Here is a 17481-nt window from a genome sequence, read left to right as displayed (position 1 = left end):
TGTGAATGTCTTACATATGGCGAATTCCGGCAATGCCATAAGCATGTTGAGCTTGTGCATAGCTCAGATCTTCCGCTTTCATCCCGCCAAGGGCGAATACCGGAATTTGTACCTGTTCTGCCATCTCCTTGAACTGCTCCCAGCCGAGTGCAGGGGTATCGGGATGTGTCGCTGTGGCCAGCACTGGACTGAGTAAAGCCGCCTCACAGCCAATCTGCTGCGCCTGGATTAATGCCTTCAAGTCATGACAGGCAGCAATATAGCGGTAACCACAGTGAAGCTCCCCTTTTTGCAAGGCCATTAATTGCGACTGTTTTAAATGAATGCTGCGAATGGTGTGCTGCTGTAATTCATTCAATTGCTCCCACATAGCCTGATTAACGATCAATTTAGATAGCTGCTCAATCGGCAGTTGTTGCAGTTGCATTACTCGCTCAGGACTGGCCTCTGCCCGCCAATACAGCATTTGATTGGCCTCAAGATGATTTAAAACATTCAGGTTGTCAGAAATTTTTATTCTCTGTGGCCATTGCAGCTTTTGAATCATGGCCTGATTGGCTTTAGGAAAATTCAGCTGGCTGAGCTGTTCACGACGATACCAGCCCCAAGGTGCTTTGATGTGCGCCAACTGTTCAGATGACACCGAGCTATGGAAAATATGTAAATTGACAATGACATCTTCATATTCATGCAAAATAAAATCAAATGCATGCCAGACATCTAGATCAATTCCCACCTCTTCAAGAACCTCACGTCGACATGCCTCAAGCGGTGATTCACCTTGCTCTACTTTACCGCCTGGAAATTCAGACTTGTTCCCCTGATGTTGCTCGGCTTCACGCCAGCCAACCAGGATCTGATTTTGATAAAACAAGATAGCAATTGCGACATGAATGGTAGGTTTAGACATAATATGATGAACCATGAAAGTTTTACAGATTGTAAGCAAGTTAGAGCTTTTTATAAATTATTCAATATTCCGTTGACAGACCAATTTGATAATGATTATCATTTAAACCAATCCAAAATACACCACGGAGTCGATGGAATGAATGCACCATTTAGCTTGTTTACTCGCAATACCGAAACTCACCATACCTTGCCCATGCTGCACTCAAATAATCTTTTTGCTCTTGGCCGTGAAATCCGAATCATGCATGCTGGTGAGGAATACCGTTTGCGTCTGACTCGCAACAACCGACTCATTCTTACTAAATAATTAGCATAGTTCAATAATAACCAACGTGGGAACAAGCAGTATGAATCAGCCCCTACTGCTTTTTTTATTGGCATGACTTTAAATTCTGCGCCTGACCTGCAAAGCTTAATGACACTTTCAGCCCGCCCAAATCTGAAGCTGCATAATCTATTCTGGCCGCATGCAGCTGCATAATCTTTTGACAAATAGACAAGCCCAAGCCTGAACCTTGCGTTTGAGTGCCCAAGGCACGATAGAAACGCTCACCCAAACGTTCTATGACTTCAGCCGTCATACCCTCACCTGAATTTTCGATCAGCAACTGGATCTGCTGTTGCTGGATATTGGTTCGAATGTCCACCTGTCCTTGGACTGGTGTGTAACGGATGGCATTATCCAGCAGATTGCGGATACAACTAAAAATGAGTTCTGCATTGGCTTCAATCACGGCATCTTCAAGCCATAAATTCCAATGGATGTTTTTTTCCTGAGCCACTGGTTGTAAGGCTTGCAAAGCATCCTGAACCAGAAGTTTAAGATTGACCACCTGTTTGGGTAGTTGCTCTGCCCGCTCCGGATCGAGTCGTGCCAGCAAGAGCAGATTTTCCAGTACCAGCGTGCCGCGATTGACATCATTTTGGATCAGCTGCAAGGCATGAGCTAATGATGCATCATCCTGATATTGACGTTTCAGCACCTGTAAGCGCATCTGAATCGCAGAAAGTGGCGAACGCAGTTCATGGGAAGCATCTGCGGTAAAACGCTGTTCGGCAGTCAGTGATTTTTCCAGCCGGCCGAGCATGGCATTCAACTGACGTACAATCGGCTGCAGCTCCGTAATTTCAGGTTCCGGACGATCGATCGGGCTGAGTTCCTGAGCGGATTTGAATGCAATGGCCTGGGAAATTTTATTTAACGGCCTTAACTGACGTTTGATCGCAATATATAAAATTAACCATTGTAATAACCATAACACCAGTAAAATACCAAGAAAACTCAAAGTCGTTTGCCAGAGTTCTTCAAAGCGTACCGACAGCGGCTGTACTACCTTAACCTGCAAACCGTCATCTTCAGCGTTAAGAATCCGAATAAAATGGCCTTGTTCATAAGCAAAGTGAAAGCCGTTTTTCTGCACAAGCGGTATTTCAGTTAATAGTTCATGCTCAACCGAAGTGGTAAGAATCTTCTGATCCAGTAATAACGCATACTGGATGTCAAACTGCTCACTAATTTCATCCACCTGGGTATCTTTCATCTGGGTCAGATCGCCCAATAGAAGCTCGGAAATCTGCTGCATCAAGTCATCATGCAGCTGGATTGCCTGATAACTGGAGATTCCCAAAGAGAGCAACCACGCCAACAGCCCCGCCAATACAGAACTGAACAGAGCGTGTTGAATCAACCGGGTTTGCAGGGAAATAGGCGCTGACATAATTATGTTTCCGGTTTATACATGCGATAACCCAAACCGCGAAGGGTTTTAATCATCTGGCTGCCGATTTTTTTACGCAACTGGTAAATAAATACTTCGATGGCATTGCTTTCAATTTCATCGCCCCAAGCATAAAGCGACTCTTCCAGCTGTTCACGGGTGACAATATGTTCAGGCTGCTGCATCAGTTTATACAGAATCTGGAATTCCTTTGCCGTCAGGTTAATATTCTGACCGGCTTTGTGCAGGGTCTTGGCCTGAGTGTCGAGGCTGAGATCCTGCCAGTGCAGAATATGATTCGGCGTTTGCTGTCGAAGTCTGAGCTGGGTGCGCACCCGGGCCGACAACTCTTCCAGACTAAAAGGTTTGACCAGATAATCATTGGCGCCTAAATCCAGCCCTTCTACCCGATCATCAATACTGTCTTTGGCGGTAATAAAAATCACCGGAGTATCTTTCTGTCGACTGCGCAAATTTTTAAGAATCTCATCTCCGTTGGCCTTCGGCAGACCACGATCCAGTAAAATGCAGTCATACTGGTGCTGCTCAATTGCCAGAATCGCATGATCACCGCGCTCGACCCGGTCAATCACATAGCCATCCATCTCCAGCCAGGTCTGGATACTGTCTGCCTGAGAGGAGTCATCTTCCGCCAAAAGAATACGCATACTTTGCTCCGTTTGCTTCCTTGTTCTATCTTGCCTTGAAAAAGTTCCAGACTCAAAAAAACCACATGCTTTTTGGTAACTTGCATGTGGTTTTTTGTTGCTGTGTTCGAGCTGCTTTCAGCAAATCAGGCGATATTAGAAACGAACCTGATCAACCTCAATTTCAACACGTTTGGCCGGTTTATAATCAATGTCAATTTCACCTGTGATGATTACCGGTGTTTTGGCTGAAATTGGTTTACCCTGCCAAAGTTCGTCATCAATCTCAACCGTAATGGTTCCGGTGCTGTCACGGAACTGGTATTTTTCATCACCGACTGCTTTGACTACATATCCTTTCAGCTGAACCTTGCTGTCATCTTTCATGGCCAGTGCCTGTTTGACCGTAGTCGATTGAGCAAAAGCGGCCTGATTCACAGCGGTGTCACTACTTGCTACCGTAGCGGTGGCAATAGAACCCATCAATGCAGCTGCCAGAACTGTATTTATCATCATTTTCATTGAAGTTACCTCTTTAAAGTTGCCTTATTTCGATGATGCTATTAAAACAGCCGAAGATGAATTGAATCTTAAGATGGCTTCATTTTTAAAATTAAGTTAAAGGCACGACTCTGAGGACTTCTTCCAGTGTGGTCACACCTTCCAGAATCTTACGCGCCCCGGCAATTCTGAGCGGCTCTACCCCTTCCTTTTTCGCCTGCTGACGCAACTGGTTCAGGTTCGCATCGGCACCAATCAGCTGTTTAGTGGCCAGACTCAGTGGCATAAACTCATAAATCCCGATACGGCCTTTATAACCGGTATGCCGGCATTCTTCGCAGCCCACCGCTTTAAAGACGAATTCTGGTCGCGGCAGAGGATAATCGGCTGCCAGATGTTGCCACTCCTGCTCATTCAGGAAACTTTCCTGCTTGCAGTGTGGGCAGAGCTTACGCACCAGACGTTGGGCTAGAACCCCCAGGATCGTTGCGGCAGTCAGAAAGGGTTGCCCCCCCAGATCGTGCAAACGGGTCAGACTCGACGGTGCATCATTGGTATGCAAGGTAGACAGTACCAAATGACCGGTCAGTGCCGCCTGAATCGCCATATTGGCAGTGTCCTGATCACGGATCTCCCCCACCATGATAATGTCAGGGTCCTGACGCATCAGTGCACGCACCCCGTCCGCAAACCCCAGATCGATGCCGTGATTGACCTGCATCTGGTTAAAGCTCGGCTCCAGCATCTCGATCGGATCTTCAATGGTGCAGACATTCACCTGCTCCGTCGCCAGCTGCTTCAAGGTTGAATATAAGGTGGTGGTTTTACCGGAACCCGTTGGCCCGGTCACCAGAATAATGCCATGACTGTGGTTGGTCAGATTATTCCAGTCATTGAGCAAATGCTCTTCAAAACCGAGTTGCTGAAAACTCCTGACCAGCACTTCTGGATCGAAAATACGCATTACCAGTTTTTCACCAAATGCCGTCGGCAAAGTTGACAGACGCAGTTCAGTTTCCTGTCCTTTGGGTGTCCGGGTTTTCAGGCGGCCATCCTGAGGCTTGCGTTTTTCCGCCACATTCATCCGTCCCAGAATCTTGATCCGGGAAATGACCGCGGTCAGTGTATTGGCCGGCATGTTATAAATGGTATGCAGTACACCATCGATCCGAAAACGAATCTTGCCCGTATCTTTGCGCGGCTCCATGTGAATATCACTGGCGCCCTGTTCAAAGGCAAATTGCAGCACCCAGTCTACCAGTTTGACAATATGCTGGTCATTGGCATCCGGGTTTTGTGAATCGCCCAGCTGTAATAAGGCTTCTACGCCTTTATTTTCCCGGTCATAGGCTGATGATTTCTGTGAGCCGCTGACAGCGCGACTGACCTGATAATATTCAGTAATATAACGTTGTAGCTGTTCCGGATTTAGCAGTACCCGTTGTATTTTTTTCGGGGAAATATTCTGCTCGAGATTCGACACCCATTCAGTTTTATAAGGCTGATCCGTGGCAATCAGGACTTTGTCTGCCTGAATCTCTACCGCCAAAATATGGTTGCGTACGGCATACTCCTGTGACATAACATGGGTCAATGCCTGTACGTCCGCTTTTAAAGGATCGATGATATAGAACATTAATCCGGTTTTTTCTGCCAACCACTGACATAGACGGTTTAATGTAAGGGTGCTTTGAGGATGAGACTGATCGACCAGATTAAAATGTGCAATCCATTGCAAAGGATGCCATTTAATCTGCTCACGCTGGCGATGGGTGGTCTGAACCCGCATTCGGTCGCATTCAGCTATTTTGCCATCTTTTAATAACTGGTCTAAGCACCAGCCTGTATCAATTTCAAAATCAAAGTTCATGTTTTATTGCTCCCCAAAGCAGTATTCACTATAACAAGTTTTTCTTGTTTTTCGCATTTTGTGTCTGCATGTCATGGTTGAGCGGCAGATTTTCACAGCAATTCATCTTCACGCCTGCTGATTATTTCAAAATATAATTTTTCCTGCTTGTTCATAGTTTAGTTTATCGCCTATATTTCAAACAGACCGTCTTTTAAATGACTGAGACTAATATGGATTTTAGTGTGGTGCCTCTCAATAGCAGCGGTTCTTTTCAGGAACTGCTGACTATCCTCACTTCGGCGCTTGGTTGTGGTTTGCTGATTGGCCTGGAACGTGAGCGGCATAAACAGCGTGAACAGCAGCCTAGCTTTGCCGGATTACGCTCTTTTGCCCTCTGTGCCTTGTTGGGTGCGCTGTGTTTTTTATTTGGCATGAATATTGGTCTGACAGGCGCCCTGTTAGTCGGTGGAATAGTCATGTTTTCCCTTCGGAATCAGCTGCAAGATCCCGGTATTACCACAGAACTGGCCTTTATGATGACCTATTTTATTGGGGCCATGTGCCTGTGGAATATTCCGCTGGCCGCAGGACTGGCGGTCTTGGTCACGATTATTCTGATGGCCAAACACTCCATGCATAATATTGCCGGACAATGGATTAGCGAAGCTGAATTTAGAGATGGCATACTTTTACTGGCACTCATTCTGATTGCTTTACCGCTGACGCCTGATAAGCCCCTATGGGGCGAAGTCCTGAATCCGCATCTGATTTTAAGACTGTTGACTTTGATCTTAGTGGTACAGGCTCTTGCACATATTGCCAAACGCTTATTGTCGAGTAAAAATGCCTTGATGCTGTCGTCTATTGCTTCGGGTTTCGTTTCTAGTACTGCGACTATTGCGCATTTGGGTTTACAGGTACGTAAAAGTAAAGTGGATGCCAAATCGAATGCGGGTGCCGCACTGATGTCCTGTATCTCAACCCTAGTGCTACTGTTGGTTGTGGTGGGGGGTGTATCCTTGAGCTGGCTGAGAATTCTGTTCTTGCCTACCTTGGTCGCTGGGGTCATTCTGGCAGCCTGTGCATTTTTATTACTGCGCAAGGCTAAACCGAGTTCAAATCTGGAATCTTCAGACAGCCGGATGTTTAGCTTAAAGGAAGCAGTAATTATTGCGGTGACTTTAACCCTGATTCAGGCTGGAGTTTATGGACTGGAACAGCTGTTGGGAAATGCCGGCTTACTGGCCGGCACCTTGCTCGCCTCCCTGTTCGAAATTCATGCTGCCATGGCTGGTGTCACCGTTCAAGGAGATCCTTCAAATAGCCACTTGATTTATGCTCTACTTTTGGGACTCGGTGCTCATGCCTTGGCAAAGTCGGTCAATGCGGCGCTGACTGGCGGTATTAAATTTGCCCTGTATTTTGTTCCGGTACAAATCCTGCATATGGCAGTGTTGATTGCTCTGATGTGGTGGATGGTTTTTTAATATACCACCACAAACTCGATATTGAGAATCAATTGCTTAGGTTCTAATTCATACAGGAACTTATAGCTCCTGTATGACTATACAGCTTTGCTGAAAGTTAAACTTCACATCTAAGTCAGCAAACTTCATTCCATACATCCGTTCTTCATCATCCTGATAGGCGGGCCTTGGGTCCAGAGATAATACCTCCTCCAGCTCTTGAAAAGTCTTGGGTAAGATTTTTTGAGCCGCCAGTAAAGCCTGCTTTTGCTGTTCTGCCCTATCACTCCAGATCACAATTTTACGGGCTGGTTCTTCCTGGGCATAACCACTTTGCGCATCAACCAACGCATCCGAATATTGAATATAAGGCTTAATATCAATAATTGGCGTCCCATCTAGCAGGTCACTGCCCGTAACATAGACACGGACATCTTTACCCACTTTTTGCACGTCTTTCAGTTTTACAACCGATAAACCGAGTGCTGCGGGACGATACATGCTCCGGGTCGCAAATACCCCAATTTTTTTATTCCCTCCCAGACGCGGTGGCCGTACCTGCGGACGAAACTGGTTATGCTGCTGGTTCTTGTTCGCATGAAACTGCCAGACCAGCCACAGATGACTGAATGCGTCAATTCCTTCAAATGCCAGCAAGTCATTATAAGGGCCAGTCATTTCAATATAACTCTCCACCTGAACCAGATTAGGCTGACGAGGAATACCAAATTTTTCTTTGTAAGGAGAACGCATATAGCCAATAATCGGCATTTTCAACCCAGTCATAATAACTTTTTCTGATAAGTTCAATTAAATATATTCAGTTTATCAAGAATGATTTTAGATTAGAATAGCAAGCTGTTCTAATTTGATAATTTATTGAGACCTTTAATGGCTGCTTTTAACGTCGAAAAGATTACTCACGTCCACCACTGGAATGATACTTTATTCTCTTTTAAAACGACTCGCGACACTGCACTGCGTTTTAAAAACGGTCAGTTTGTGATGATCGGCCTTGAAATGAACGGCAAGCCGTTAATGCGTGCATATTCGATTGCAAGCGCAAATTATGAAGAAGAGTTAGAGTTTTTCTCTATTAAAGTACCCGATGGCCCGCTGACCTCGATCCTGCAAAAAGTAAAAGTGGGAGATGAAATTCTGGTGTCTAAAAAGCCGACAGGCACACTGGTTCTGGATGACCTGAACCCGGGTAAAAACCTGTATCTGCTTTCTTCTGGTACAGGGCTTGCACCGTTCCTGGCAACGATTCGAGATCCTGAAACGTATGAGCGTTTTGAAAAAGTTATCGTGGTTCACGGAACCCGCTTCATTTCTGAACTGGCTTATCAGGACCTGATTCTGAACGAACTTCCGAACCATGAGTTCTTTGAAGAGCTGGGTATTCGTGAAAAACTGGTTTATTACCCAACCGTAACCCGTGAAGAATATCCAAACCAGGGCCGCGTAACGACTGCGATTGAAAGCGGTGAGCTGTTTGAAAAAATCGGGCTACCACGTTTCAATCCTGAAACTGACCGCGCGATGCTTTGCGGTAGCCCGGCCTTCCTTGATGATGTTGCCGCACTGCTAGACCAGCATGGCTTAAAAGAATCTCCTCGTATGGGTGTTCTAGGCGATTACGTAATTGAACGTGCTTTTGTGGAAAAATAAGATTTCGATTCTTTAGAAGCATACTCAAAAAAACCGAGCTGTTTAGCTCGGTTTTTTCATACAGATTAAACCACTGTATAATTTTTTCTTTCATTGATCGCCTGTTTAACGATCTGATAGCCTGCAGTTAATCCTAAACTGGCCATAATGACTGCCACAATGATGTCCGGCCATAAACTGCCTGTACCCAATACCCCAATTGCAGCCAGAATCACCGCGACATTACCAATCGCATCATTTCGGCTACACAGCCAGACTGATTTCATATTGGAGTCCCCATCACGAAAGGCATAGAGAATCACTGCGGTAGTGACATTGGCAATCAAGGCGGCCACTCCAATTACACCCATCGTAATGGCTTCAGGCGGAATACCCTGAAGATAGGCATAAATCACCTTGCCAATCACGACAATACCAAATAAGGCCATGGTCACCCCTTTTAGCAGTGCAACGGTTGCACGCCAATACAGACTTGCACCTAATACCGCAAGTGAAATACCGTAATTGACTGCATCTCCAAAAAAGTCCAGCGCATCTGCCCATAATGCCGATGAATGTGCATAGGTTCCACCTATCAGCTCCACCACGAACATGGCAAGGTTAATGAACAGGGCAATCCACAATGCCGTTCTAAATTTGCTGTTAGGCTTGGGAGGAGCAGGTTCATGACTACAGCTACAGGCCATTATAATCTCCAGTGTTTTTATCTAAAAAAATAGGTTAGATTAATTAGAAACTATGGAGTAACTCCAAGGTCAAGCCCGGAATAAAAATGTCTTTATATTTAATTTCAGAAGTCGCCCAAAAAGCCGGTTTCAGCACCGATACCGTTCGCTTTTATGAAAAAAAAGGCCTGATTCAGCCGAATTTTCGAGCAAGCAATCAGTATCGTTATTATACGGAAGATGCTCTTAAACGCTTAATTTTTATCAAGCGTTGTCGTGCCTTAGGTATGTCTCTAAAAGAGATTGAACATCTGATTCAACTAGAACAAAATCCGGATCAGGACTGCTGTGCAGTCAATCAGCTTATCGACCAGCATCTCTCAGATGTTTCTAATAAAATTAAAGAGTTATATATATTTAAGCAGCAATTGAAGGCACTGCGGGAAAGCTGTAATACCCCGACCACTATCGACCATTGCCAGATTTTAAAAATGCTGGAAGCAGGTGAAACTAGCTGAGTTTACTTTCCATTTTTAAGGTAATGACTGCTGTATATTTAGCTCAAAATTTAAGCGCCATTGGCCAATTCCGAGTTATTTACTAGGTTGAATCCTGTTTTTAGATGATTAGAATAAAGCCATACTTTTTCTATGTCTTTTGATCAAGCATGAGCATCACGACCGTTACAGAACTTCTTTCACCTGCTGGCTCACTCAAAAATATGCGCTACGCTTTTGCTTATGGTGCAGATGCAGTCTATGCAGGACAGCCGCGTTATAGTCTGCGTGTTCGTAACAATGAATTTGATCATGACAATCTTGCGATTGGCATTCAAGAAGCCCATGAACTGGGTAAGAAATTTTATGTGGTGGTCAATATCCAGCCTCACAATTCTAAACTGAAAAGTTTTATCCGTGACTTAGAACCTGTCGTAGCCATGCAGCCAGATGCTCTGATCATGTCGGATCCCGGTCTGATCATGCTGGTACGGGAACATTTTCCGCATATGGATATTCACCTGTCTGTGCAGGCCAATGCCGTGAATTGGGCAACCGTCAAATTCTGGAAGATGATGGGACTCACCCGTGTCATTCTGTCACGTGAACTGTCCATTGAAGAAATCGCAGAAATTAAACAGCAAGTTCCGGATATGGAAATTGAAGTTTTCGTTCATGGGGCATTATGCATGGCCTATTCAGGACGCTGCATGTTATCCGGTTACATGAACAAACGGGATGCCAATCAGGGTGCCTGCACCAATGCCTGCCGCTGGGAATATAAAGTTCTCGATGCCAAGGAAGATGAAACTGGCGATGTCATTCCGGTGAAAAACCTGGATTCAGGCTGCTGCTCCAAAGATGCCGACGAAGCACATCTGCAGACACAACACCAGTTCAATGAGCCAGTGCTGTTACAGCGCAACGAAGAAGACATGTTTGCCGCCGAAGAAGATGAACACGGCACTTACTTTATGAATTCCAAAGATCTGCGTGCCGTACAACATGTCGAACGTCTCACCAAAATTGGTGTACATTCCTTAAAAATTGAAGGTCGGACCAAGTCTTATTTCTACTGTGCGCGTACTGCACAGATTTATCGTAAAGCGATTGATGATGCACTGGCAGACAAACCCTTTGATCCATCACTGATGACTCAGCTTGAAGGTCTGGCGAATCGTGGTTATACCGAAGGTTTCCTGCGCCGCCATGTGCATAGCGAATATCAAAACTATGAGAATGGTTCATCCAGTTTCGATCATCAGCAGTTCTGTGGCGAAGTGCTGGAACATAATGGCGACTACATCAAAATTGATGTAAAGAACCGTTTTGTGGTGGGTGATTCATTGGAGCTGATGACTCCTCAAGGCAACATTACCTTTACTTTAACTGAGATGAAAGACAAAAAAGGTAATCTGATTGAAGATGCCAAAGGCTCAGGTCATATCGTCGAGATTCCGGCCCCAGCAGATGTAGATATGCAATATGCCCTGCTGATCCGTAATCTGCCCAGTTCGACTGTAGACATTTCAGCCTCTTCACTGGCGTATCGGGCGAGTTAAGCATGGCACTACTGATTACCGATAAATGTATCAATTGCGATATGTGTTTAGCAGAATGTCCGAATGAAGCGATTTATGAGGGTGACAAAATCTATGAAATTGATGTCAACCGTTGTACAGAATGTGTCGGTTTTTACGAGCATCAGACCTGTGTGGATGTGTGCCCAATTGAATGCATCATTCCATATCCTGAACACCGTGAAACAGCGGAACAGTTGCTACAAAAGTTTAAGGGCTTAAACCTGTTTAATGCCTAATACAGATCACCTTGGGGAAAGCATAATAAGAAGGGTTATAAAACAAAAATAAAAAGATGAGAAACAGCCTAATGTGCTTGGGGACACATGCAGCTGATTCAATAATAAAAAGATAAAAAAAGGAACTCTGGAGTTAGCATCCAGAGTTCCAATAAAAAAGAACAATAACAATATTGTTCGTGATCTGGCACCGGGAACTTGGGGATTCCTGGTGCCATTTTCTTTATTGTCCTGAGCGTATCATGTAATCGAAAGCAGACAGCGAGGCTTTTGCACCTTCACCAGTGGCAATGATAATCTGCTTGTAGGGAACAGTGGTACAGTCACCCGCAGCAAATACACCTTTCATGCTGGTTTCATTGCGCTCATTGATCACAATCTCACCGCGGTTGCTTAGCTCGACTTTGCTGCCTTTCAAAAAGTCGGTATTTGGCAGCAAACCAATCTGTACGAAGATGCCCGCCAGTTCAACGACATGCTCTTCATCTGTAGCACGGTCCTTGTATTTCAGGCCGGTGACCTGTGAACCGTCTCCCAGCACTTCAGTAGACAGCGCATTCTTGATAACGCTGGTATTTGCCAGACTGTTCAGCTTGTCCTGCAAGACCTGGTCAGCACGCAGTTTGGTATCGAACTCAATCAGGGTGACATGCTCAACCAGACCTGCCAGATCAATCGCTGCTTCCACACCCGAGTTACCGCCACCAATCACGGCAACACGTTTGCCTTTAAACAGGGGGCCATCACAGTGCGGACAGTACGCCACACCACGGGTCTTGTATTCCTGCTCTCCCGGAACATTCATCTCTCTCCAGCGTGCCCCTGTGGATAGCACCACAGTTTTTGAGGCAAGTTTTGCACCATTTTCAAGGGTGACTTCTACCAGACCATTAGAGGTTTCATCGGCACCTTTAATCGCAGAGACACGCTGCAGGTTCATGATGTCCACATCGTATTCACGTACATGGGCTTCCATTTCTGCCGCAAACTTGGGACCTTGGGTTTTCTGGACAGAGGTAAAGTTTTCAATGTCCATAGTATCCATGACCTGACCGCCCATGCGTTCAGCCACGATCCCGGTACGAATGCCTTTACGGGCAGCATAAATTGCGGCAGTATTCCCCGCAGGTCCTCCACCAATCACCAGTACATCAAAGGCTTGTTTGGCATTCAGTTTTTCTGCATCTTTGGCTGCTGCATTGCTATCCAGTTTGGCAATGATTTCTTCCAGCGTCATACGACCCTGACCGATATGATTGTTGTCCTGGAAGACCATCGGCACTGCCATAATTTTGCGCTCTTCCACTTCATCCTGGAAGAAGGCTCCATCAATCATGGTGGCAGTGGTACCCGGGTTATAGATGGCAATCAGGTTGAGTGCCTGCACCACATCCGGACAGTTATGGCAGCTTAAAGAGACAAAGACATCGAAGTCAGACTGGATATTCAGGCTTTTAATATTAGCCAGCACCTCATCAGAGACTTTCGGGGCATAACCCGAGGTTTGTAACAATGCCAGAATCAGGGAAGTAAACTCATGGCCCATTGGCAAACCTGCAAAGAACACCCGTGGCTGTTCACCGGCTTTGGCAATTCCAAAGCTGGGTACCCGCTTGTTCTGACCATCAAAACGGGCAGTCACCCGATCAGACAGAGCTGCGACTTCTTCCACCAGTTCTTTGATTTTGGCAGATTTATCTGATTGATCTAAAGTGGCCACCAGCTCAATAGGTGCTTCAAGGCGTTCAAGTAAGGTTTTGAGTTGGGCGGAAGTATTTTGATCCAACATTGCTAACATCTCCAAGGGAGTAAATCTTTATTTAATGACGCTATTTTAAGTCAAATAACAAAACAGAAGAAACAGTTTGTTTTTATATTAATGATCGTTTTTTTAGATCAAAATATCAGGATACGTTCTTTCAGTTGAGTATGGAAGTTCTAGGTTTCGCATGATTCACTCTCAATAAAAAGACAAAAATGCGCCTGATACGACGCATTTTTTATTTAGAACATTCGCTGTTCAATCTTTAAGGAACGGTTTTTGATGAGATGGGCCAAAAAAAATAAAATCAGGCTCAATATGGCGGATAAAATCGCAACCGCAATAATAACGATATGAGCAAATTGACTCAACTGCTCGGCCTGCTGTACCTGAGTAGACACACTTTTTGCCAGCGGTGTCAGACTTTTGCCATAAACCTGCTGTTGCATGGTCCAGATTTGCTCGGGTTTAAAACCATATTGCTCAAATTTGGCATCCTGCTTTTCTGCCTCAACCAGATTCAACACATAGGGTTTGGCCGCCGACAAATCTACGGGTTTATGCAATAGTGCAGTTTGGGCAAGTAAATAAGATTTTACTGGGCCTGCAATATCGGCATCTGTAAGATAACGTGCAATTTCACTGTCATTAAGATTGCTATCGTAATAGACCACCTGCTTATAGGCATCAGCACGATCACTTTTCAGGTCATGCTGCCAATAACTCAGACCTGACCAGATCAGAATAAAAGCAATCAGCCAGCCCACAAACTTCAGCACAAAGGACTGGAAACGCACAAAAAAGAAACGGAACTTTTTGAGCAAACCGATCACAAAAAATGCGCCAATAAAGGAAGCAAAAGTTTTGAGAATCAGCCAGCCAAACCAGCTCAGCAGACTAAAAAAATAATCCGGGCTATCGCCAATACTTGCTAAATTGGCATCTACACTGACTGGTAAATGCAATTGCTGAATCTGGGTAGTCAGACCAAAAAAGCCATAAACCAGTTCTTGCTGAAAGAACAGGCCAACCACCGAGGCGATAAATATAGTCGAGCTGGTTAGCGCTAACAGCATCAAATTACGTTGACGCTTTTTTAAAGCCACTACCCCTTGCTGGATGTCACGAGGTTTTAGCACATAGTCTTCTACGGGAGGCAAGCTCTACTCCTTCATAGATCAAAGCCTCACATCTGTTTTAGTCAGACTTTGATCCGCTGCTACTTGATTCAATCACCAATTGATTCAGATTATCCTGTAACGCCTTTAAACGCAGCGTAGCTTCGTTGCGTTTCTGTACACCTTCCTGTTGAATCTGAATCACATCATTCACAGTTTTAATGAGGGTGTTTTGCACATGTTCAAGCGTTTCAATATCAATCACTGAGCGCTGATTGGCTTTTGCGGTATCCACTGAGTTCTGGTGCAACAGGTCAGCATTACGGCGTAACAGTTCATTGGTCGCATCATCAATGGTATTGGCCAGCTGCACACTGTTTTTTTGCTCATTCAAGGAGATGGCCAGACTGATCTGGTTTTTCCAGGCTGGCAAGGTAATATTTTTAATGGCGTAAAATTTATCTACCAGCATCAGGTTATTGGACTGGATAATCCGGATCATCGGCAAGGTTTGCATGGCAGACTGTTGCAGGACCTGTAAATCACTGATGCGTTTTTCCAGATTATTGGCCAGATGATTCAGGTCATAAATCTTCTGGGTGGTGTTCTGATCCTGTTCTAATGCAGTCAGTTGCGCGATTTCCTGCTGCAACTCCTGTTCACGTAAACGCCCGGCTGCAATATGAATCCCCAGCTGTTTATATTCATCCTGCACGCCATCAAACATTTTATCCAGCGTATCAACGCGTGCTTTCAGGCCAGACTGAGAGGTTTCAATCTCCTTGACCAAAACATCAATCTGTTCTTTGGTAGTATTGAAATGGGTATCAAAATTACCTTTCACCCCTTTAAATTTGTTGATGATATTGCCCAGAAAACCTGAACTTTTTCTTTTATTTAAAATGCTGCTGGTATTGAGCTGCTGCGCCACTTGTACGACCTGATTCAGCTTTTGGCCAGTTGCATCTAGGTCTTTATTTTGCACCAGATTCAGCAGCTCATCGGTATAGCTCGAGGTTTTACTGGCAATATTCTTGCCATATTCAGCCACAGTGTTATGACTCATTTGCTGCAGCTCTTTACGTACTGCCAAAACTTCCTGAAAGTCTGCAGGCTGCAAGCCGAGCTCTCTGAGATTCATTTGCTGAAATTTTTCTTCGGCCAGTTCAGTAGAGCTTTCGGCAGGTAAATTTACTACATCAGATTTGGTCATGGTTCACCTTATATTGTTATGTATCCGAGGGCTTCTCGAGTGACTTTCTTAACGTTTTAATCAGCCGGTTGCGGCTATTATCAAGTTTTTCCAGATCGCTTGTCGAGTGTTTCATCTGGCTTTGTTTGACATGATATTGCCAGGCCGGGATCAGCACCTGCTGTGCTTCCTTAAACCGGTCTAGCAAAGTATAAGACAGCTGCTGGGAAAGCTGCATCTGGGTAATGGCAATATCATTACTACTTTGCAGCGTACGCAAAGTATGCACTTTTTTAGAAAGCCGTTCTGAAAAATTATCCAGAGGATGCTGGTTCTGCACAAACTGCGGATATTCTGACAAAAACTCTTCTGCTGCCAGAATATGTCTGGCCATCTGTTCACGCAAACCCAGCAACTGCTGAAAACGCGCCTGAGATTTCTGAATCTCGACCTGTAGCTTGGTACTCAAATGAGCGGCTTGATCCAGCAAGGCATCCAGTTTTTTATAATATTCAATCTGACTGGAACCATAATCCAGATCCATCCCCAACCATTTTTGCAGGGCATTAAATTTACGCTTTTTCAGATATTTTTTTGACTCAGAGAGCATCTGAATCAACTGCTCAATGGTTTGGCTCAGTTGCCGGGTTAAATGAGGATCAACACCATTTAATAAAACAGATTGGGCCTGGATGAGCGGCTCTGCATAATGATTCAATTTATACTGATCATTCAGAAGAGGTACAAGTTCATTACGCTTGATCTTCAGCACCTGAGCAGGATCAATCGGCATGTCAGTCAAGGCTGGTAAAGCTTCAAATCTAGACATGAGCGTAGGTCTATCCTTTCTTAACAATGGGTATAGGGGGATATATTGAATGTAACAAAGAAAGAAGCAGAATTGTGTTTATTTATCCAGAAATTCGTTACAGCGCTTTAACTAAATTCATGTTTTATCTTTATTTTATTATGGTCTTATCAAGCTGGCGCAGCGCGTCTACTTATCGTCAGCAAAGTAAAAAATATGTTTTAACTGCATCAAAACCAAGGCTTTTTCTCTCTAAAAGAATAAAACTGTTATAAAAAAGCCATATCACTATGGCTCTTTCTGCAATCCATCCAGAATTATAAAAAATCGCCTTCGCGTTCTGGCTGATACAGCACTTTTTCAATTTTCACTTTCATCATATGACCGTCCGGCTGTGGCCATTCAATGGTCTGCCCTTCTGCCAAACCTAAAATCGCAGTTCCTACAGGGGCAACCACATTAAGCTGACCTTTTTCACCTTTGAACTCGTGCGGGTAAACCAAGGTAATTTCTACAGACTCGGTAGATGGTGCAATCGTCAATAATACGCGAGCATGCATCGTAACGATATTGCTTGGAATCTCATCCGGCTTCATGACTTCTGCACGTGCCAGTTCATCTTCCAGCGACATCATGGTCTCGCTAAGCTTCATCTGATTATCCAGCATCGTTTCCAGACGATGCAGGTCCTGTTCAGATATTATAATCACTGGTTTATCCATCTTAATTACCTTGTTAAACAAATAAGTGAAGAATCTATAAAATTGAAAAAAATATATTCAACGATTTTTTTAATAGTGATTTGAAATATATCTATCAAGTTCAGGACCACATAACAAGCATAATTATGTCG

At 44.6% G+C, this 17481-nt stretch carries 18 protein-coding genes; 6 read left to right on the top strand and 12 right to left on the bottom strand.

Annotated elements, in window-relative coordinates; genetic code table 11:
- Nucleotides 1-10: 10 nt before the first annotated feature.
- Entirely contained in the window at nt 11-910 is a 900-nt protein-coding gene (locus E5Y90_RS04630) for a thiamine phosphate synthase (RefSeq protein WP_174659544.1), read from the bottom strand.
- Nucleotides 911-1048: 138 nt separating this feature from the next.
- Here E5Y90_RS04630 and hemP point away from each other — a divergent pair, with 138 nt between their 5' ends.
- Nucleotides 1049-1219: a hemin uptake protein HemP gene (gene hemP, locus E5Y90_RS04625; RefSeq protein ID WP_151205563.1), complete on the top strand. Its 171-nt coding sequence runs from the start codon at nt 1049-1051 to the stop codon at nt 1217-1219.
- A 64-nt stretch (nt 1220-1283) separates the two neighbouring features.
- On the opposite strand, the gene E5Y90_RS04620 is transcribed toward hemP, so the two are convergent.
- From E5Y90_RS04620 to E5Y90_RS04605, 4 genes are all read right to left on the bottom strand, one after another.
- A complete protein-coding gene (locus E5Y90_RS04620) occupies nt 1284-2630 on the bottom strand; it encodes an ATP-binding protein (protein ID WP_174659543.1) in 1347 nt (448 codons plus the stop codon).
- Nucleotides 2631-2632: 2 nt separating this feature from the next.
- Entirely contained in the window at nt 2633-3298 is a 666-nt protein-coding gene (locus E5Y90_RS04615; RefSeq protein WP_174659542.1) for a response regulator transcription factor, read from the bottom strand.
- Between the two features lie 135 nt (nt 3299-3433).
- The gene (locus tag E5Y90_RS04610) at nt 3434-3799 is read right to left on the bottom strand and encodes a NirD/YgiW/YdeI family stress tolerance protein (RefSeq protein WP_174659541.1); all 366 of its coding nucleotides are present in this window, start codon (nt 3797-3799) and stop codon (nt 3434-3436) included.
- A gap of 91 nt (nt 3800-3890) precedes the next feature.
- Nucleotides 3891-5648, bottom strand: a complete 1758-nt coding sequence (locus E5Y90_RS04605) for a GspE/PulE family protein (protein ID WP_174659540.1) — start codon at nt 5646-5648, stop codon at nt 3891-3893.
- 212 nt (nt 5649-5860) lie between these two features.
- Between E5Y90_RS04605 and E5Y90_RS04600 the strand changes: the two genes are divergently transcribed.
- Complete coding sequence (locus E5Y90_RS04600; RefSeq protein ID WP_174660557.1) at nt 5861-7117, top strand: MgtC/SapB family protein; 1257 nt, start codon at nt 5861-5863, stop codon at nt 7115-7117.
- Between the two features lie 60 nt (nt 7118-7177).
- On the opposite strand, the gene tsaA is transcribed toward E5Y90_RS04600, so the two are convergent.
- Entirely contained in the window at nt 7178-7882 is a 705-nt protein-coding gene (tsaA, locus tag E5Y90_RS04595) for a tRNA (N6-threonylcarbamoyladenosine(37)-N6)-methyltransferase TrmO (RefSeq protein WP_174659539.1), read from the bottom strand.
- A 105-nt stretch (nt 7883-7987) separates the two neighbouring features.
- Between tsaA and E5Y90_RS04590 the strand changes: the two genes are divergently transcribed.
- Nucleotides 7988-8767, top strand: coding sequence for a ferredoxin--NADP reductase (locus E5Y90_RS04590; protein WP_151204652.1), 780 nt, complete (start codon nt 7988-7990; stop codon nt 8765-8767).
- A gap of 65 nt (nt 8768-8832) precedes the next feature.
- Here the strand turns inward: E5Y90_RS04590 and E5Y90_RS04585 are convergent, their stop codons facing one another.
- A complete protein-coding gene (locus E5Y90_RS04585; RefSeq protein ID WP_151204653.1) occupies nt 8833-9453 on the bottom strand; it encodes a cation transporter in 621 nt (206 codons plus the stop codon).
- Nucleotides 9454-9539: 86 nt separating this feature from the next.
- Here E5Y90_RS04585 and E5Y90_RS04580 point away from each other — a divergent pair, with 86 nt between their 5' ends.
- The 3 genes from E5Y90_RS04580 (at nt 9540) to E5Y90_RS04570 (ending at nt 11748) form a co-directional block, all read left to right on the top strand.
- Nucleotides 9540-9950, top strand: a complete 411-nt coding sequence (locus tag E5Y90_RS04580; RefSeq protein WP_174659538.1) for a Cd(II)/Pb(II)-responsive transcriptional regulator — start codon at nt 9540-9542, stop codon at nt 9948-9950.
- A gap of 149 nt (nt 9951-10099) precedes the next feature.
- Entirely contained in the window at nt 10100-11491 is a 1392-nt protein-coding gene (gene yegQ / locus E5Y90_RS04575) for a tRNA 5-hydroxyuridine modification protein YegQ (protein WP_174659537.1), read from the top strand.
- Between the two features lie 2 nt (nt 11492-11493).
- Complete coding sequence (locus E5Y90_RS04570; RefSeq protein ID WP_174659536.1) at nt 11494-11748, top strand: YfhL family 4Fe-4S dicluster ferredoxin; 255 nt, start codon at nt 11494-11496, stop codon at nt 11746-11748.
- 223 nt (nt 11749-11971) lie between these two features.
- Here the strand turns inward: E5Y90_RS04570 and ahpF are convergent, their stop codons facing one another.
- The 5 genes from ahpF to rnk all read right to left on the bottom strand — a co-directional run bounded on the left by ahpF (nt 11972) and on the right by rnk (nt 17350).
- Nucleotides 11972-13537 carry an alkyl hydroperoxide reductase subunit F gene (ahpF, locus tag E5Y90_RS04565; protein ID WP_174659535.1) on the bottom strand — a complete coding sequence of 522 codons (1566 nt, stop codon included), beginning with the start codon at nt 13535-13537 and terminating at the stop codon, nt 11972-11974.
- 215 nt (nt 13538-13752) lie between these two features.
- Nucleotides 13753-14670: a hypothetical protein gene (locus E5Y90_RS04560; RefSeq protein ID WP_174659534.1), complete on the bottom strand. Its 918-nt coding sequence runs from the start codon at nt 14668-14670 to the stop codon at nt 13753-13755.
- A gap of 37 nt (nt 14671-14707) precedes the next feature.
- Entirely contained in the window at nt 14708-15841 is a 1134-nt protein-coding gene (locus tag E5Y90_RS04555; RefSeq protein ID WP_174659533.1) for a toxic anion resistance protein, read from the bottom strand.
- Between the two features lie 16 nt (nt 15842-15857).
- Entirely contained in the window at nt 15858-16649 is a 792-nt protein-coding gene (locus E5Y90_RS04550) for a tellurium resistance protein (protein ID WP_174659532.1), read from the bottom strand.
- Between the two features lie 296 nt (nt 16650-16945).
- Entirely contained in the window at nt 16946-17350 is a 405-nt protein-coding gene (gene rnk / locus E5Y90_RS04545) for a nucleoside diphosphate kinase regulator (RefSeq protein ID WP_151204661.1), read from the bottom strand.
- Nucleotides 17351-17481: the final 131 nt, after the last annotated feature.

It is taken from the genome of Acinetobacter sp. 10FS3-1, assembly GCF_013343215.1.
Taxonomy (GTDB): domain Bacteria; phylum Pseudomonadota; class Gammaproteobacteria; order Pseudomonadales; family Moraxellaceae; genus Acinetobacter; species Acinetobacter lwoffii_C.
The sequence above is the reverse complement of the archived record's forward strand: the minus strand, read 5'-3'. Positions and strand labels throughout refer to the sequence as shown.

Excerpts from the sequence above, each read along its gene's own strand:
- E5Y90_RS04630 (WP_174659544.1), bottom strand. The coding sequence starts at position 910 with ATGTCTAAACCTACCATTCATGTCGCAATTGCTATCTTGTTTTATCAA.
- hemP (WP_151205563.1), top strand. The coding sequence starts at position 1,049 with ATGAATGCACCATTTAGCTTGTTTACTCGCAATACCGAAACTCACCAT.
- E5Y90_RS04620 (WP_174659543.1), bottom strand. The coding sequence starts at position 2,630 with ATGTCAGCGCCTATTTCCCTGCAAACCCGGTTGATTCAACACGCTCTG.
- E5Y90_RS04615 (WP_174659542.1), bottom strand. The coding sequence starts at position 3,298 with ATGCGTATTCTTTTGGCGGAAGATGACTCCTCTCAGGCAGACAGTATC.
- E5Y90_RS04610 (WP_174659541.1), bottom strand. The coding sequence starts at position 3,799 with ATGAAAATGATGATAAATACAGTTCTGGCAGCTGCATTGATGGGTTCT.
- E5Y90_RS04605 (WP_174659540.1), bottom strand. The coding sequence starts at position 5,648 with ATGAACTTTGATTTTGAAATTGATACAGGCTGGTGCTTAGACCAGTTA.
- E5Y90_RS04600 (WP_174660557.1), top strand. The coding sequence starts at position 5,861 with ATGGATTTTAGTGTGGTGCCTCTCAATAGCAGCGGTTCTTTTCAGGAA.
- tsaA (WP_174659539.1), bottom strand. The coding sequence starts at position 7,882 with ATGACTGGGTTGAAAATGCCGATTATTGGCTATATGCGTTCTCCTTAC.
- E5Y90_RS04590 (WP_151204652.1), top strand. The coding sequence starts at position 7,988 with ATGGCTGCTTTTAACGTCGAAAAGATTACTCACGTCCACCACTGGAAT.
- E5Y90_RS04585 (WP_151204653.1), bottom strand. The coding sequence starts at position 9,453 with ATGGCCTGTAGCTGTAGTCATGAACCTGCTCCTCCCAAGCCTAACAGC.
- E5Y90_RS04580 (WP_174659538.1), top strand. The coding sequence starts at position 9,540 with ATGTCTTTATATTTAATTTCAGAAGTCGCCCAAAAAGCCGGTTTCAGC.
- yegQ (WP_174659537.1), top strand. The coding sequence starts at position 10,100 with ATGAGCATCACGACCGTTACAGAACTTCTTTCACCTGCTGGCTCACTC.
- E5Y90_RS04570 (WP_174659536.1), top strand. The coding sequence starts at position 11,494 with ATGGCACTACTGATTACCGATAAATGTATCAATTGCGATATGTGTTTA.
- ahpF (WP_174659535.1), bottom strand. The coding sequence starts at position 13,537 with ATGTTGGATCAAAATACTTCCGCCCAACTCAAAACCTTACTTGAACGC.
- E5Y90_RS04555 (WP_174659533.1), bottom strand. The coding sequence starts at position 15,841 with ATGACCAAATCTGATGTAGTAAATTTACCTGCCGAAAGCTCTACTGAA.
- E5Y90_RS04550 (WP_174659532.1), bottom strand. The coding sequence starts at position 16,649 with ATGTCTAGATTTGAAGCTTTACCAGCCTTGACTGACATGCCGATTGAT.
- rnk (WP_151204661.1), bottom strand. The coding sequence starts at position 17,350 with ATGGATAAACCAGTGATTATAATATCTGAACAGGACCTGCATCGTCTG.